General features: G+C 50.4%; 15 protein-coding genes and 2 pseudogenes. 14 read left to right on the forward strand and 3 right to left on the reverse strand.

What is annotated here, in order from left to right; genetic code table 11:
- Window positions 1-2: 2 nt before the first annotated feature.
- The gene (locus tag B5F54_RS15915) at window positions 3-929 is read right to left on the reverse strand and encodes a ParB/RepB/Spo0J family partition protein (RefSeq protein ID WP_087235164.1); all 927 of its coding nucleotides are present in this window, start codon (window positions 927-929) and stop codon (window positions 3-5) included.
- Window positions 886-1,707, reverse strand: coding sequence for a ParA family protein (locus B5F54_RS15920; RefSeq protein WP_087235165.1), 822 nt, complete (start codon window positions 1,705-1,707; stop codon window positions 886-888). The genes B5F54_RS15915 and B5F54_RS15920 overlap by 44 nt, the downstream gene beginning before the upstream one ends.
- Before the next feature lie 303 nt (window positions 1,708-2,010).
- Between B5F54_RS15920 and B5F54_RS15925 the strand changes: the two are divergent.
- From B5F54_RS15925 to B5F54_RS18460, 14 genes and pseudogenes are all read left to right on the forward strand, one after another.
- Window positions 2,011-2,181, forward strand: a pseudogene (locus B5F54_RS15925) (site-specific integrase); the annotation flags it as partial.
- A gap of 4 nt (window positions 2,182-2,185) precedes the next feature.
- Complete coding sequence (locus B5F54_RS15930) at window positions 2,186-2,521, forward strand: plasmid mobilization protein (RefSeq protein WP_087235167.1); 336 nt, start codon at window positions 2,186-2,188, stop codon at window positions 2,519-2,521.
- The gene (locus B5F54_RS15935; RefSeq protein WP_087235168.1) at window positions 2,511-3,668 is read left to right on the forward strand and encodes an AAA family ATPase; all 1,158 of its coding nucleotides are present in this window, start codon (window positions 2,511-2,513) and stop codon (window positions 3,666-3,668) included. The genes B5F54_RS15930 and B5F54_RS15935 overlap by 11 nt, the downstream gene beginning before the upstream one ends.
- 84 nt (window positions 3,669-3,752) lie before the next feature.
- Window positions 3,753-3,986 (forward strand): complexin-2, encoded by a 234-nt coding sequence (locus B5F54_RS15940; RefSeq protein ID WP_087235169.1) that lies wholly within the window; start codon window positions 3,753-3,755, stop codon window positions 3,984-3,986.
- A 510-nt stretch (window positions 3,987-4,496) separates the two neighbouring features.
- On the forward strand, window positions 4,497-4,742 hold the full coding sequence (locus B5F54_RS15950; protein WP_087235171.1) for a DUF6061 family protein: 246 nt from the start codon (window positions 4,497-4,499) through the stop codon (window positions 4,740-4,742).
- 141 nt (window positions 4,743-4,883) lie between these two features.
- Window positions 4,884-5,108: a helix-turn-helix domain-containing protein gene (locus B5F54_RS15955; RefSeq protein ID WP_087235172.1), complete on the forward strand. Its 225-nt coding sequence runs from the start codon at window positions 4,884-4,886 to the stop codon at window positions 5,106-5,108.
- Entirely contained in the window at window positions 5,105-6,832 is a 1,728-nt protein-coding gene (locus B5F54_RS15960) for a type I restriction-modification system subunit M (protein WP_087235173.1), read from the forward strand. Before B5F54_RS15955 ends, B5F54_RS15960 begins: the two co-directional genes overlap by 4 nt.
- Window positions 6,829-7,521: a hypothetical protein gene (locus B5F54_RS15965; protein WP_087235174.1), complete on the forward strand. Its 693-nt coding sequence runs from the start codon at window positions 6,829-6,831 to the stop codon at window positions 7,519-7,521. The genes B5F54_RS15960 and B5F54_RS15965 overlap by 4 nt, the downstream gene beginning before the upstream one ends.
- On the forward strand, window positions 7,514-8,794 hold the full coding sequence (locus tag B5F54_RS15970; RefSeq protein ID WP_087235175.1) for a restriction endonuclease subunit S: 1,281 nt from the start codon (window positions 7,514-7,516) through the stop codon (window positions 8,792-8,794). Before B5F54_RS15965 ends, B5F54_RS15970 begins: the two co-directional genes overlap by 8 nt.
- A 3-nt stretch (window positions 8,795-8,797) precedes the next feature.
- Window positions 8,798-9,016, forward strand: coding sequence for a hypothetical protein (locus B5F54_RS15975; RefSeq protein ID WP_087235176.1), 219 nt, complete (start codon window positions 8,798-8,800; stop codon window positions 9,014-9,016).
- Window positions 9,017-9,032: 16 nt separating this feature from the next.
- Window positions 9,033-12,029 carry a type I restriction endonuclease subunit R gene (locus B5F54_RS15980; protein WP_087235177.1) on the forward strand — a complete coding sequence of 999 codons (2,997 nt, stop codon included), beginning with the start codon at window positions 9,033-9,035 and terminating at the stop codon, window positions 12,027-12,029.
- A gap of 63 nt (window positions 12,030-12,092) precedes the next feature.
- Window positions 12,093-12,701, forward strand: a complete 609-nt coding sequence (locus B5F54_RS15985; protein WP_087235178.1) for a hypothetical protein — start codon at window positions 12,093-12,095, stop codon at window positions 12,699-12,701.
- Between the two features lie 150 nt (window positions 12,702-12,851).
- Window positions 12,852-13,043 carry a transposon-encoded TnpW family protein gene (locus B5F54_RS15990; protein ID WP_087235179.1) on the forward strand — a complete coding sequence of 64 codons (192 nt, stop codon included), beginning with the start codon at window positions 12,852-12,854 and terminating at the stop codon, window positions 13,041-13,043.
- Between the two features lie 35 nt (window positions 13,044-13,078).
- Window positions 13,079-14,006: pseudogene (locus B5F54_RS18460) on the forward strand (recombinase family protein); the annotation flags it as partial.
- Between the two features lie 62 nt (window positions 14,007-14,068).
- On the opposite strand, the gene B5F54_RS16005 reads toward B5F54_RS18460, so the two are convergent.
- Complete coding sequence (locus B5F54_RS16005; protein ID WP_087235180.1) at window positions 14,069-14,857, reverse strand: hypothetical protein; 789 nt, start codon at window positions 14,855-14,857, stop codon at window positions 14,069-14,071.
- Between the last annotated feature and the right edge of the window lie 636 nt (window positions 14,858-15,493).

Here is a 15,493-nt window from a genome sequence, read left to right on the forward strand (position 1 = left end):
TCTCAGCGGTCGTGCTGTTGCTGGCGCTTGCGCTGCCACTGTTCCAGCAGCTTGATGATGGTCTCCTGCATCCGCTGGGGCGTGTAGCTCCGGGGAAAATATTTGCGCAGGGTGTCGCTGGTGAAGGTGATCTTGTCCAGGTCACTTTTCTTTTCCTCGCCCATGATGACCCGCATCATGTCGAGGGTCAGGTGGCCCTCCTGACTGTACTTTTTCAGCCGCTGGGCTTGGGAGAGGGAGGGGGTGGCCTGCTCGCTGTCCATAGCGTCCAGCAGGTCCACCTGTTCCTCTTTTTTGAGGAAAGACAGCTCATAGGCCGGGTTGAAGGCAATTTTCTTCTCGTCCACCATGTCCAGCAGTTCGGGGATGAGTTCGGTGAGACGGATGTAACGCTGAACCTGTCTGCCGCTGTCACCAGCTTTTTCACCAACTACATCGGCCATTTCCAACTTCCCGACGAGTTGTCGGGAAGTTAAATCTGTCCGTGCGCCTTGATGTTTTACAGCCTCCAGCTTCATCTTATAAGCAAAAGCCCGCTCACTGGGGAGCAGGCTTTCTCGCTGCAAATTGCTGTCAACCATAATAATGGTGGCCTGGTCGTCGTCCAGGTCCCGGACAATGACCGGCATGGTGTCCTTGCTCGCCAGCTCGCTGGCCCGGTGCCGCCGGTGTCCGGCCACCAGCTCATAGCCGCCGTTGGGGTCCGGGCGGGCGATGGCCGGGACCAGCACGCCGTACTGCCGGATGCTGTCTGCGGTCTCCATCATGGCCTCGTCATCCTTGACCTTGAAGGGGTGGTCCTTGAAAGGGTGCAGCTCCGACAAGGGAATTTCCAGAACCTTCTCCCGCTGGGCGTCGGCACGGCTTTCCTCGGTGGAAAACAGGTCATCGACCGATGCCAGCTCTACTTTTTTCGCGCTGCTTTTCAATTTTTATCACCTCCCGCGTCAAATTATGATAGGCTTCGGCCACCTTGCCGCCGGGGTCGTGAGCATAGATGCTCTTGCCCTCGGCGCTGGTCTCCTTGGCCCGGACCGAGTGGGGTATCTCGGTGCCGAACACCTTGATTTTGCTACCGCAGGTCTCCCGCAGCAGGGCGGCGATCTCTTTGGCAAAGTTGGTGCGGTTGTCCACCATCGTCAGCAGGATGCCGTCAATCTGGAGCTTGGGGTTCAGCTGCCGTTTGACCTTGCTGATGGTGGACAGCAGCTGCTCCAGGCCCTTGGCGGGCAGATACTCCGCCTGAACGGGGACTATGATCCTGTTGGCGGCGGCCAGCGCGTTGACCGTGAGCATACCCAGGGAGGGCTGACAGTCAATCAGGATATGGGAATACTGTCCCTTGAGCGTGTCCAGATACTGCCGCAGGATGGTCTCCCGGCTCATAGCGTTCACCAGCGACACTTCCATGCCAGACAGCTGGATGTCGGCGGGCATCAGGTCCACGCCCTCCGGGTGGTGCAGGATGCCCTCATCGGGTTTGATCGGTTCATCCATCAGGATGCGGCCCATTGCATCCGAGAGGGTGAAGGGCAGCTTGTCCGGCTGCGGGTTGCCCAGGCTGATGGTCAGGCTGGCTTGGGGGTCAGCGTCCACCAGCAGCACTTTCTTTCCGGCCTGGGCCAGCCCGATGCCTAAGTTGGCGCAGGTAGTCGTTTTGCCGACGCCGCCCTTCTGGTTGGCAACGGCGATGATTTGTGGGTTCAATGACTTCACCTCATTTCTGATTGGGTGTTGTCATGTGCCTGCATAACAGCCCTGGAAACAACAAAAGCCGCCACTTAAAACAAGTGACGGCTTCGCTTAAATCCAATATTCTGTTGTGTTTGGAATCAAAAGGTTTTGAGTTCCTTTCTGCTATTCATTTGTCGTTAATGAAACACCTCCTGCAATTCGACTTATTTCAGTATGATTTTTCGGTTTGGAAAAGGATGAAAAAATCAGACTGAAAACCTCAAAACCCTTGATCCTACGGGGCTTTTCCGGTTTGTCGTAATTATACCGTAAGGGCACAGCCACATCAGTTTGTTGATCGACATGGGCTTTACCGCCCTGGCCATCGCGGAGCGTGTGGGGCATGAGAGTATCGACATCACCTACCGCTACGCCCATCTGTTCCCCACCCGTCAGGTGGAAATGGCCGACAAGCTGGATTCGCTGAAAAATGAGAAGGGAGTGTAAGAAAATGTCCAAGAAGAACTATGACAACCACAACCGATGGAGGAACAAGACGGTGGCTTTCCGGGTGTCGGCGGAGGAAGATCTACACCTGGAAGCCCTGGTGAAGCTCACCGGCCTGACCAAGCAGGACTACATTATCCGGCGTCTGCTGGAACGGGATGTGGTGGTCCAGGGCAATCCCAGGGTCTACAAGGCCCTGCGGGACCAGCTGGCCGCCGTGTTGGACGAGTTGCGCCGGATCGAAGCCGGGCAGGGCGTGAACGACGAGCTGCTGGACACCATCCGTATGATCGCCACCATTATGAACGGAATGCAGGAGGATTTCGCCTATGATCGATGAAAAAAAGAAAATGACCGCCCAGGGCTCATCTGTTGGCGCAGATGATGGGCAGTCAATCTCTCAAACTACTGAAAATAGTATACCCACTTCCGGGGAAGAAATCAATGATGAAGTTGTAAATTCCCCGGAAAGCCTAGAAGAAATGTACCGCAGGATGCAGCGTATGGCAGACCCCCGATATCTGCATACGCTCACCATGACGGAGCTGTTCCAGAACGCTTATATGAGCAGGCCACCGGTGGCGGAAGGACTGCTTTACGCAGGGGCATATATCCTTGCCGGAGCACCCAAAATCGGCAAGTCCTTCCTGGTGGCCCAGATTGCCTACCATGTCAGCACCGGGCAGGATTTGTGGGGTTACAAGGTCCACCAGGGAACAGTGCTCTACCTCGCGCTGGAAGATGATTTTCAGCGCATCCAGAGCCGGATGTTTATGATGTATGGCGTGAATGACACTCCCAATCTCCACTTTGCCACCACGGCTGGAAAAATCGGGAACGGATTGGGCGAACAGCTGGAAAACTTCATGCAGGAATACCCGGACACCAAACTCATTATCATCGACACCATGCAAAAGATCCGGGAGGTTGGCGGTGAAGCATACAGCTACGCCAGTGACTACGAAATCATCGGCAGGATCAAACAGTTTGCCGAGCAGCACGGTATTTGTGTGCTGACTGTCCACCACACCCGGAAGCAGCAGGCAGACGATTCCTTTGAGACGATTTCCGGCACCACCGGGCTGCTGGGCTGTGCGGACGGTTCCCTGCTGATGCAGAAGAAAAAACGCACGGAACTGGACGCCACCATTAAGGTGGTGGGACGAGATCAGCCGGACCAGATCCTCTACTTGAAGAAGGACCCTCAGACCCAGATTTGGAACCTGGAACGCATGGAAAACGAGCTGTATAAAGAGCCGCCCGATCCAGTGCTGGAAGCGATCGCAAAGTTGGTAAAGGAACCCTGGAGTGGTAGCCCCACAGAGCTGGTTTCTTTCCTGCAAATAGATATGCTGCCGAACACCCTGACCAAACACCTGAATGTCAATTCGGGACGTCTGCTGTTGGAGTATAATATCCAGTATGCAAACTCCCGTATCCATGCAGGGCGAAGGATCAAGCTGACTCCTGTTTCGGAGAAAGCGTGACGATGGTGACGGTCGTGACGGTGATTTTGATGGTGTGTAAAACACCGTCACCATCGTCACGACCGTCACGGGAGGAAAATAGATATGAAAAGTGTACAAATTCCCTATGAGCTTTTTGTAGCTTTGGTGGAGTACCATTTGGCCTACGATGATGACTGTGCCGAGGAAATTCGCCAGGGTCTGGAACAGAAATTGGATGCGCTGGTGCGGCATGAGCTGTATGCAAAATATAAGACTGCACCCACCGCAGAAGAACGGGAACAGGCCCGGAAGGAATACCTGGACAAGCGTGGAGTGTTCCCGGATTTTCGGTGGTGAGATAGGTTTCCGTTCGGACTAATTTTACCGTTGCGATTAGCACAAAAGTTTTTCCTTGTCGGCAGGGACAGGAGCGTGTCACGCTCCTGTTTTTGCTGGTAGAGGGAAATAGGTGGCTACTGTTTCGGACAAGGAATTTCCGTTTTGAAAAGCCTATTATAGCGGATTTTCCTTGCTGAAAGGTATTTCGGATGGGGTGGTATTTTACCACCTCATCTTCCAAGGAAAGCTCTATTTTAGAGCATATCATATTAGCAAAAGGGGTGAGCGATTCACGCACTCCTATGCCCTGAAACGGGGTGCCGGGTACAGACAAAAAAGCGTTCGCAGAACGCGCAGCCACAGAATGAAATTCTGTGTTCAAAGGGGCTTGGGGGCGTTGCCCTCAACAAGCAGTTTGTGGCAAATGGATAGCCACAAGCATTGCTTGCCGGAAACTAAAACAATCGTAATGCTGCTTGTAACGCTTCACAAAATCGTCAACAATTCAAATATCAGGAGGTAACGACTATGAGAAAGATTGTATTCTGTGAGTTTAACATGGATACCACCTGCGTGGAACTGCGTCTGGAGGACGGGACGCTGCTATCTATCGACTGCACCGCTGTGGAAAACGAAGTGGCAAACAGTATGTACCAGCGGTCGGAGCTGGATTACCTGATTTATAATGATCCAGTGGCGTATGCCAACTTGATTCTGAATGGTGATCCAGATCTGTATCTCAAGGCTGTGACAAAGAAAACTCCATTAGATTAACAAAGAGAATCCGCCAGAAGTAGTATCCAAAAGATGTGCTCCTGGCGGATTTTTTCTTTCTCTCTAAAACGACTCCGAGTTGAGTTTTTCACGAAAATGTGATAAAATGAATCCAAGCATTCTTGCTTTGGAGGGACTAAAATGGCGATTTGTTATGACCGCTTATTTCATCTGATGATTGATAAAAAGATAAGCAACGCACAGCTAAAAGAGAGGGCCGGTTTTAGTGCCAATATTATCACCCGCCTAAAGCGCAACGAGTATGTTTCTATCGAAAGCATCGAGAAGATTTGCCGCGTGATGGAGTGCGGCGTGGACGATATTCTGGAGTTTATTCCGGAGGAAAAGGAAGGAAAAGAAGTATGAGCCTGAGCGCCAATGTAAGTGAAAAAGCCGCCCTGATCTGGGCGATTGCAGATAAATTGACCGGCGTGTACAAGCCCCATGAATACGGCGAGGTGATCCTGCCCCTCACGGTGATCCGCCGCTTTGACTGTATTCTGGCCGATACCAAGGATGCGGTGCTGGAGAAGTTCGAGACCGTGAAGAATCTCCCCATGCGGGATGTGCTGCTTCGCAACGCCTCCGGCAAGGCGTTTTATAACACCAGCAAGTTCACCTTTGAGCGGCTGCTGGACGATCCGGACAACATCGAGGCCAACTTCCGGGACTACCTGAACGGCTTCTCGGAGAATGTTCAGGACATCCTGGAAAAGTTCAAGTTTGACGGACAGATCACCACCATGGCCAATAAGGGAATTCTCTATATTGTCATCAAGGAGTTCACCACTCCCAAGGCCAACCTGCACCCGGATGTGATTTCCAACCTGGAGATGGGCTACATCTTTGAGGAAGTTATCCGCCGGTTCTCTGAGTCTCACAACGAGGACGCCGGACAGCACTATACCCCCAGAGAAGTGATCCAGCTGATGGTAAACATTCTGTTTTACGATGACAACGATATGCTGTCCGGGAACAATGTGGCGAAAACCATCTATGACCCGGCCTGCGGTACCGGCGGTATGCTGTCGGTGGCGGAGGAGTATTTGCATCAGCTCAACGCCTCCACCGAGCTGATGGCCTTTGGCCAGGAGCTGAACGACCAGACCTTTGCCATCTGCAAGGCGGATATGCTCATCAAGGGCAACAACGCCGACTTCATCAAGGACGGCAACACCCTGTCCGACGACCAGTTCGAGGGCCAGACCTTCGACTATGTGCTGTCCAATCCGCCCTTTGGCCGGGAGTGGAAGAACGAAAAAGCGGCGGTGGAAGCCGAGTCCAAGCGGGGCTTTGCCGGGCGGTTCGGCCCCGGCCTGCCTGCGGCCAGCGACGGGCAGATGCTGTTCCTGCTCACTGCTATTTCCAAAATGAAAGAACCCAAGGACGGCGGCAGCCGCATTGCCATCATCCACAACGGTTCGCCCCTCTTTACCGGCGACGCCGGCAGCGGCCCCTCCGAGATTCGCAAGTATATACTGGAGAATGATCTGCTGGAGGCCATCATCGCTCTGCCCAATGATATTTTCTACAATACCGGTATTGCCACCTATATCTGGGTGCTGTCCAACAAGAAGGCCGGGACCCGCCGGGAGGGTAAGGTGCAGCTCATCAACGCCAACGGTCTGTATGAAAAGCGCCGTAAGGCCCTGGGCAACAAACGCAACGACATCCCGGAGAGCGCCATCCAGGAGATCACCCGGTTGTACGGCGACTTTGTGAAGAGCGAGATCAGCAAGATTTTTGACACCACCGACTTTGGCTATACCAAGATCACGGTGGAGCGCCCGCTGAAGGACGAGAACGGCCATCCGGTGCTCAAGAAGGGCAAGCCCCAGCCGGACACCGCCCTGCGGGACACGGAGAATGTGCCGCTGAAAGAGGACATTCAGACTTACTTTGAACGGGAAGTGCTGCCCTTTGCACCGGATGCCTGGATTGACGAGAAAAAGGCCAAGGTGGGCTATGAGATCCCATTCACCCGGTATTTTTACAAGTATGAAGCCCCCAAACCCTCGGCGGAGATCATGCAGGAGATCCTGGCCATTGAAGCGGAGTTGGACGGCGCTCTGGCGGAGGTGTTCGAATGAATATAGTTCCTATCATGATGGATGAAAGTGGAGCAATTGTAGAAAGCAACCTCTTAATGAAGATTACTAAAGAGCAATATGCAGAAGATATTCTGTCCGGGAAACTATATATGAACAGTCTCAGATATTTTCGGGAGTTGGAGCAGGAAGGCGTGGGGGATGAGCAGGAGGGCGCTCTATGTATAGGGGCAACAGGTGATTTGCTGTATAAAGGGCAAATCATTGCAAAAGTAAAAAATCTCAGAGCCTACTATGATTTTCCAGTATTTTGTGCATTGTCCGTTCCGCTAAATCAAGTAGGCGAAAGCGACTATGCATTTTTGATCCCGCAAAAGATGCTGAGAGAATTTATGTACGATAGAACATCCAAATACACAGCGGTTTTAATTAATCGATGTGATTTTGAAGAAAGACTCGAAAAGGCGCTGGTTCAGTACAAGATCATGGGATGTCTGGGAAAAGTACAATATTCAGATAAGATTATTCCCTATTCGTCTGAGGAGAAATTGAAAGTGGCTTTCTGTAAGAGAAAGAAATTTGCTTATCAAAATGAATGGCGAATTGCGCTTGATTTTCCTGTGGAAGACCGCTTTGTTCTTGATGTGGGGGATATATCGGATATTGCTTGTAAAGTACCCATAGATAATTCTGAACAAGAGATGAAAATAGAGGTGCATTTCCATGCGTGAAATGAAAGACAGCGGGATTGAATGGATCGGTGAGATTCCAAAGACATGGACTATTACGATTCTTTCGGCCCTTTTTTCTGAACGCAAATGTAAAAATAGTGGACTGGCCGAGAATAACCTTCTGTCACTCAGCTATGGAAATATTGTACGAAAGAATATTGAGTCTAACGAGGGACTTTTGCCTGCTTCATTTGAAACATACAACATCATTGAACCAGGAAACATTGTGTTCAGACTTACTGATTTACAGAATGACAAAAGAAGTCTTAGAACAGGCCTTTGTAAAGAACGGGGAATTATTACATCGGCATATGTGACCCTTCAAATTAGGAGCGATGATTCTCCTCGCTATATGCACTATCTTTTTCATACATATGATTTGTGCAAAGTCTTTTATGGAATGGGAGACGGTGTACGTCAGGGGATGAATTATGAAGATCTCAAGCGCCTGCGAATTTTGCGCCCGGATCAAGACACTCAGCGCCGCATTGCCGACTATCTCGACCATAAGTGTAGCCAGATTAACACTATTATTGCCAGGCAGCAGCAAGTGATCGAGAAGCTGAAGGCCTATAAGCTGTCCGTCATCACCGAAGCCGTCACAAAAGGTCTGAATCCCGATGTGCCTATGAAGGACAGCAGAGTGGAATGGATCGGGGAAGTTCCGGGCAACTGGACAAAAGTGAAGTTGAAGAACATTTGTCAGTTTATCAATGGAGATAGAAGTTCAAATTATCCCTCTCCCAATGAATATGTTGATAATGGTATTCCGTTTTTAGGCGCTGATTCTCTTTGCGGAAGATATGTTGACGTTACACAGAGCAAAAAAATCACAAAAGAAAAATATCATTCCATGGGCGGCGCAAAAATTCAAAAAGGGGATATTTTGTACACTTTAAGAGGTTCTACGATTGGGAAAAATGCCATAGCTACGTTCGATGAGGGAACAGTGGCCTCATCACTTATGGTTATTCGACCAATCTCACTTATTCCGGAGTATTTACTCTATTGGATTAATTCAGAAGAAGAATTTCAACAACGACAGTCATATATCAATGGTTCCACAGCTCCTAACTTATCAGCTGAAAATGTTGGTTCGTTTGTTATGTTTTTACCACCTGCATTAGAGCAGAGGGAAATAGCTGATTATCTTGATACAAAATGTGCTGAAATAGAATTGACCATGCTAAAGAAGCAGGTGCTGATTGACCAGCTAGGTAACTACAAGAAATCCCTCATTTATGAGGTCGTGACCGGAAAGAAAGAGGTATAAGTCATGAACCCGCTTTATAACATTTGGAACTATAATTATATCCAGCAACAAGCCCAGCAGCAGTATCATCAAAATCAGGTACAACAAGTGCTGGAAGCGGCACACAAGTTGCAGGATTATCTGGACAGTGTGGACAAGGTCGATCCAGCATATCAGGGGGCTATGACGGCTGCTTGCTGCGGTGTTTTGCTGGACTATGCGAAGAAGCACGGCTTGATCTGAGAAAGAGGGTGGGAATGTGTCCGACTTTGATGTAAAAGAAAAACGCTTTGAGCAGGATATTGAGGAATACCTCACTACATACGGCGGCTATCAGAAGGGCGACCCCGCCGCCTTCAATCGGGAAAAGGCGCTGGACACCGGCACGTTCCTTTCCTTCATCCGCACCAGCCAGCCCAAGCAGTGGGAGCGGTTTGAAAAGATCTACGGCTCTGATAGCGAGCGGCAGCTCATTGAACGTTTTTGCCGGGAAGTGAAGATGGTAGGTCTGCTGAAAGTGCTACGCCAGGGCTTCACCGACCGGGGCATCAAGTTCCGGGCCGTGTTCTGGAAGCCGGAGACCTCTATCAACGAGACCAGCCAGGCCCAGTATGCCGCCAATATCCTCCACTGCACCCGGCAGCTTCACTATTCCCTGAGCAACGAAAACAGCATTGATATTGTCCTGTTCCTCAACGGTATCCCGGTGGTGTCCATGGAACTGAAATGTCAGTTTACCGGCCAGGACACCACCAACGCCATCCAGCAGTACAAGTTCGACCGAGCGGGGAAGGACGCTATCTTTGAGTTCAAAAACCGGGTACTGGTCCACTTTGCCGTGGATCTGACCAATGTGTACATGACCACCCGGCTGGAAGGGGAGAAAACCTATTTCCTGCCCTTCAACCAGGGCAGCAACGGGGCCGGAAATGTGGGCGGCAAGGGCAATCCCATCAACCCGGACGGCTACGACACCGCCTACCTGTGGGAGAATGTGCTGTGTAAGGACCGCCTGCTGGAGATTTTACATAAATACCTCCACTTGCAGCAGGAGAAGGACGAAAAGACCGGCGAAGTGAAGTCCGAGCGGATGATCTTCCCCCGGTATCACCAGCTGGATGTGGTGACCAAGCTGCTGGCCGATGTAAAAGCCAACGGCTCCGGCAAGAACTATCTCATTCAGCACAGCGCCGGTTCCGGCAAGTCCAACTCCATCGCCTGGCTGGCCCACCGGCTCACCGGCCTGCACGATAAACACGACGAGAAGATCTTCCAGTCTGTCATCATTGTCACCGACCGCCGGGTGCTGGACAGCCAGCTGCAAAATACCGTTTACCAGTTCGATCGTGTGGCGGGCGTAGTGCAGAAGATCGACAAGAACGCCCAGCAACTCCGGGAGGCCATTGAGGCCGGGACGGGCATCATCATCACCACCCTCCAGAAGTTCCCGGTCATCTACAAAGAAGTGCGCACCGGCAATAAGCGGTTTGCGGTCATTGTGGACGAGGCCCACTCCTCCCAGACCGGCTACGCCGCCCGCAAGCTGAAACGGGCGCTGGCCGATACAGAGAAGATTCTGGAAGAGTACGCCAAAGAGGAGTACGAGGAGGAGTCCAGGCGCAAGGACGATGAGGACAAACTGCTGGATGAACTGGCCGCTCAGGGTGTTCATGAAAATCTGTCCTTCTTCGCCTTTACAGCCACCCCCAAGGACAAAACGCTGCAGATGTTCGGTCAGCGGGATGAAAACGGCAAATACCATCCATTCCATGTGTATTCCATGCGGCAGGCTATCGAGGAAGGCTTTATTCTGGATGTGCTGCAAAACTACATGACCTATAACATGTACTACAAGATTGCCAAGGCCATCCCCGACGACCCGGAGCTGGACACCGCCGCCGGTGTCCGTGCTATTCGCCAGTTTGAGACGCTGCACCCCCACAACATCTCTCAGAAAACAGCTATCATGCTGGAGCAGTTCTGCAATGTGACCCGGCACAAGATCGGCGGCAAGGCCAAGGCCATGATCGTGACGCCTTCCCGGCTCCATGCGGTGCGCTATCTGCTGGAGTTCAAGCGGCAGATCCAGGAGAAGGGCTACACTGACCTTGATGTGCTGGTGGCCTTCTCCGGCGAAGTGGAGGACAACGGAGAGACCTACACCGAGGAGAAGCTGAACAAAACAAAATCCGGCGAGACCATCAAAGAGAAGGCCCTGCCGGAGGCGTTCCATACGGACGAATATGGGATGCTGATCGTAGCGGAAAAGTATCAGACCGGCTTCGATGAGCCGCTGCTGCACACCATGTTCGTGGACAAGAAGCTGTCCGGCGTGAAAGCTGTCCAGACCTTGTCCCGGCTGAACCGCACCATGCGGGGCAAGAAGGATACTTTCGTTCTGGACTTCGTGAACTCCGCCGAGGACATCCAAAAAGCCTTTGAACCATACTACGAGGAGACGGTACTGGAAGAGGAGACCGACCCCAATGTGGTGTATGACCTGAAGAATACCCTGGACGAGTACCGGGTGTATCAGCAGATGGAGATTGACCGGTTTGCGGAGATTTTCTATTCCTCCAAAGAGCAGTCTGGCGGCGATTTGGGCAAGCTCCAGGGCACCATCCGATCGGCTCTGGATCGGTTTGAGGCGCTGGAGGAAGAAAAGCAGGATCTTTTCAAGTCCACACTGGCACGCTTCAACCGGATCTATGCCTTCATCACCCAGGTTTGCCGCCTGTTTGATAAAGAGATCCACAAGTTCAGCGTATACGCAAAATTCCTCTATACCATGCTGCCCAAGGGCGGGCGGGACAAGGTCTATGTGGACGACAAGGTGCTACTGGAGTATTACCGCTTGGAAAAGGACTTTGAGGGCGGTATTCAGCTGGAAAGCACCCCGGAAGGCTTCCGGCCCATCACCGGCGAGGCTGGACGCAGGGAAAAGAAGCGTGATCCGCTGACGGTCATCATTGAGAAAATCAACGAGAAGTACGGCACCAACTTCACCGAGATGGATAAGGTGTTGCTTCAGATGGAGAACGACTATGCCGCTCAGGACAAGTGGCACAACTACGCCCAGAACAATGACCGCAAGACCTTCATGCTACTGTTTGAGAAGGACTTCCCCAACATGGCCGCCGCCCGCTATGAGCAGAATGAGGACTTCTTTGTAAAGATGTTCTCTGATCCTGACATGATGCGACAGGTCATGGAAACCGTGGGCACGGTGCTGTATGAACGGTTGAGGGGTGGTTAAGGAAAATCTGTATATGTAATCATATAGCATTGGTAACAATAGGGTTAAAGAAAGGATAGAAATATGAGCAAACGTGTTTATATCAGTGCAGACTATGCTGTAGAAAACGGAGATCGCGATGTTGTAGAGGAGTTGCATAAATGGGGAAAAGATAATCTTCATAAGGTAGACTATGTTGATACTGCAGAGGTAGTTTCCGGTAGCGTTTCTAACGATCCAGATTGCCGCCCTTGTGATCTAAAGAAGGAGTTTAACAAGCAAATTAATGTATCTTCAGCTGTTATTTTTATTATTGGTGATAAAACAGCATCTCGATCTGCAGGGAGTGTATGTAGACGCCACAATGGCGAGGCTGGTTGTGAGTGTACCCCTTATAAACAAAACTCGAAAGGAACCAGTACATGTAAATGGGATGTAGTTTCAATACCTGGACCAAATGATGACTTGGGTAATATTAATACATTTTCTTATCTTAAACATGAATTTCTTCAAGCTAAGAGAAAGGGAAAGCCTATCGTTATAGTGTATAATTCTCTCAATAAGCAGCCTAGTTGGCTTCCTGATTACATGAAAGACTATGAGTCAGAAGCTTATGCTTTCTGGACAAAAAATAGCTTGGGTAATAAGGTTGGGAATTATGCTTATATTAAGAAGGCTCTGGGATATGATTGACAGATTAAAACTTTTGTGGAAATCACTTACAGGAGAAATAAATACACTAAAAGCCATATGTAAGTTAATCTGTACTGCTATCGGCTATATACCCGATATGACCGCCTCATGTGCCGACCACATGGGGCTTTATCTTTGAAAGGAGAGCCTATGAACAATGAAACCAGCAAGACCAGCACCCCCGCAGCCGCTTCCCCTCTGACCGCCAAACCCGACCTTGTGAAGAACATCGGCGGCACGACCTTTGACATTCATATCCATTTCAGCGAAACCAGCCGGGAAACCTTTACGGACAAGGTTGTGCGCCTTATCAAGAATGACAGCGGCGATGAAACCGCTTAAAAGCAAGATACTTTTTTCTTGTTCCTTATTGACAAAACCCGAAAGGCACCATCCTCAACGAAGTCGGTGCTCTTCTGGACCGCAAGGGATACCGCATCAAGAGTCTGAATCTTGTGAATTTCAAGAAGTCGATGAGGTATAACCCGCTCAACTACATTCGCAGCGAGAAGGATATCCTGAAACTTGTGAACGCGCTTATCCTCAACACCAAGGGTGAAGGAGAAAAGTCCAGTGAAGATTTCTGGGTCAAGGCGGAACGGTTGTACTACTCTGCCCTGATCGGCTATATCTGGTATGAGGCGGAGCCGGAGGAACGGAACTTCATCACGCTGCTGGATCTCATCAATGCTTCGGAAGCCCGCGAGGACGACGAAGAGTTTCAATCTCCGGTGGACAGGCTGTTTGCCAAACTGGAGAAGGCACATCCCGACCACTTTGCCGTCAAGCAATACCGCAAATTCAAAATGGCTGCGGGAGATGTATGCTCTAAGTGACTTCTTAATCATGGTTTTTGTCATGGTTAGTGAAGCAGTCACTTAGAGCATTTTCATTTCAGGAGGTACAGCCATGAGAAACGAGAAAATCACCCCTCTGTATGAGCGTTTGAGCCGCGACGATGAGTTACAGGGCGAGAGCAACTCCATAAGCCATCAAAAGCAGATGTTAGAGGAGTTTGCCCGCCGGAATGGGCTGCCGAACCCCACACACTTCACCGATGACGGCGTATCGGGAACCCGTTTTGACCGTCCTGGCTTTCTGGCGATGATGGAGGAAGTCGAGGCCGGACGGGTGGAGGCCATCGTCATAAAGGACATGAGCCGCCTGGGGCGCGACTATCTGAAAGTCGGCCAAGTCATGGAGATTTTGCGGCAGCGCGGTGTCCGGCTGATTGCTATCAATGACGGTGTGGACAGTCTGAAAGGCGATGATGATTTTACCCCTTTCCGCAATATTATGAATGACAACCTCGAATAGTGTATGCCTTTCATCACAGATAGGAACATGATTCGTTGAGGTACAATACCTTAGCCGTTTGTATCCATTCGGGGCAAGGCCAATACATCACCAGTCTCTGGATTTAAGTAAAGTGTAACCCACTGGCCAATTTCATAACGCTTGCCATGGATAATGGGCAGGGTGACTTCTTTTTCCTCGCCATTGACTCTGACAACACAAAAGGCGTGAACATCACCCTCGCTGTCTTTGCGGAATCCATGAACCTGAGCGGTGATAGGCCGTAGCTCTCCCAACTCGATTTTACGGCGGGAGCGATGAGTGCCGACAAAACGCCGGATCAAGAATATAACGAGATACAGCACCGCGCAAAACAAACACAATGACATTTCGGAAAGGGAAAATCCCTGTGGCAAATGTGAACACGCCAAACTAATCAATACTGGCAGAGTAACAATCATAACCAAAAACAACCAAGTTACCATACGAGCGTGTCTGTATTCCCGTTTCTCAGCCGCACTCATGACGAGCCGGAAATCCTCCTTCTTCGGATGATAGCGCAGCTGAAGAATATCACCCACTTTGGGAAGATCGTATATACGGGGGAATATCCAGCTTCGATACCAGTCTATACCCTGCCATTGAAAAACAAGATCCAGTTTGTACTTTCGCGGCTCTAAAACGCCATCGCTATCCTTTTTGTCAATTGCCTCAATATGCAGGACACGGGCTGTTATCGGCTTCCACTTTCGTCGTTCCAGCCACTTTATGACGCGCCACAGCAGGAAGAAAACGATAATCAGGATAAAAGGCAGAAGCGTCGGGAATATGATACTCCAAAATGCCGTCGAATTGTCCACGAGCCACTCCTCCTTTCGGCTATGTATACAATCATTCAAGTTTATTATATATTGCAAGCAGTAAGGTTGCCACCATTTGAAAGTAAAACCCAGATAAACTTTGGGTAAACAAGAGTGCCTTTGATAAAGGTTGAAGCTTAAGGGTTTGGGACTATCCCAAAATAGAAAAATGGCGCTTCGGCAGACAGCCCGGAGCGTCATTTTTCCGGTGTGTGGCCACACCGGATGTGCTTGCTAATCAGCAAGCCACTCCGGTATGGCAAGCACCGCTTTTCTGCAAGTGTACATACACTTGCTGTTCTCTCAAATCCCAGTCCTGTGCTCGTCCCTCCGTAAATTTTTCTCGAACACGAACACTTTTTTCGCTTGGAATCTTGACTCGAACACCCGTTCCTGATATACTAAAATCAATCAAAAAAAGTAGCTGTGCTGTGGAGCCGCTGACGAAGCGAAGTCTTCCTAATGCCGCATGAACGCAGAAATCCGCACGGGTTTCTGTGATGTTGGTATGGGAAGATTTTTTACCGTCATGCGGCTCTTATCTTTTTCCTCCGTCCGCCCTCCCGCCAGCGGGAAGGAGCACATCATGTGAACAGAATCATGACCAGTCAAAGTCTTTTGGCAAAGGGCGGCCTT

Origin of the sequence: Anaeromassilibacillus sp. An250 (assembly GCF_002159845.1) — a bacterium.
Lineage (GTDB): Bacteria > Bacillota > Clostridia > Oscillospirales > Acutalibacteraceae > Anaeromassilibacillus > Anaeromassilibacillus stercoravium.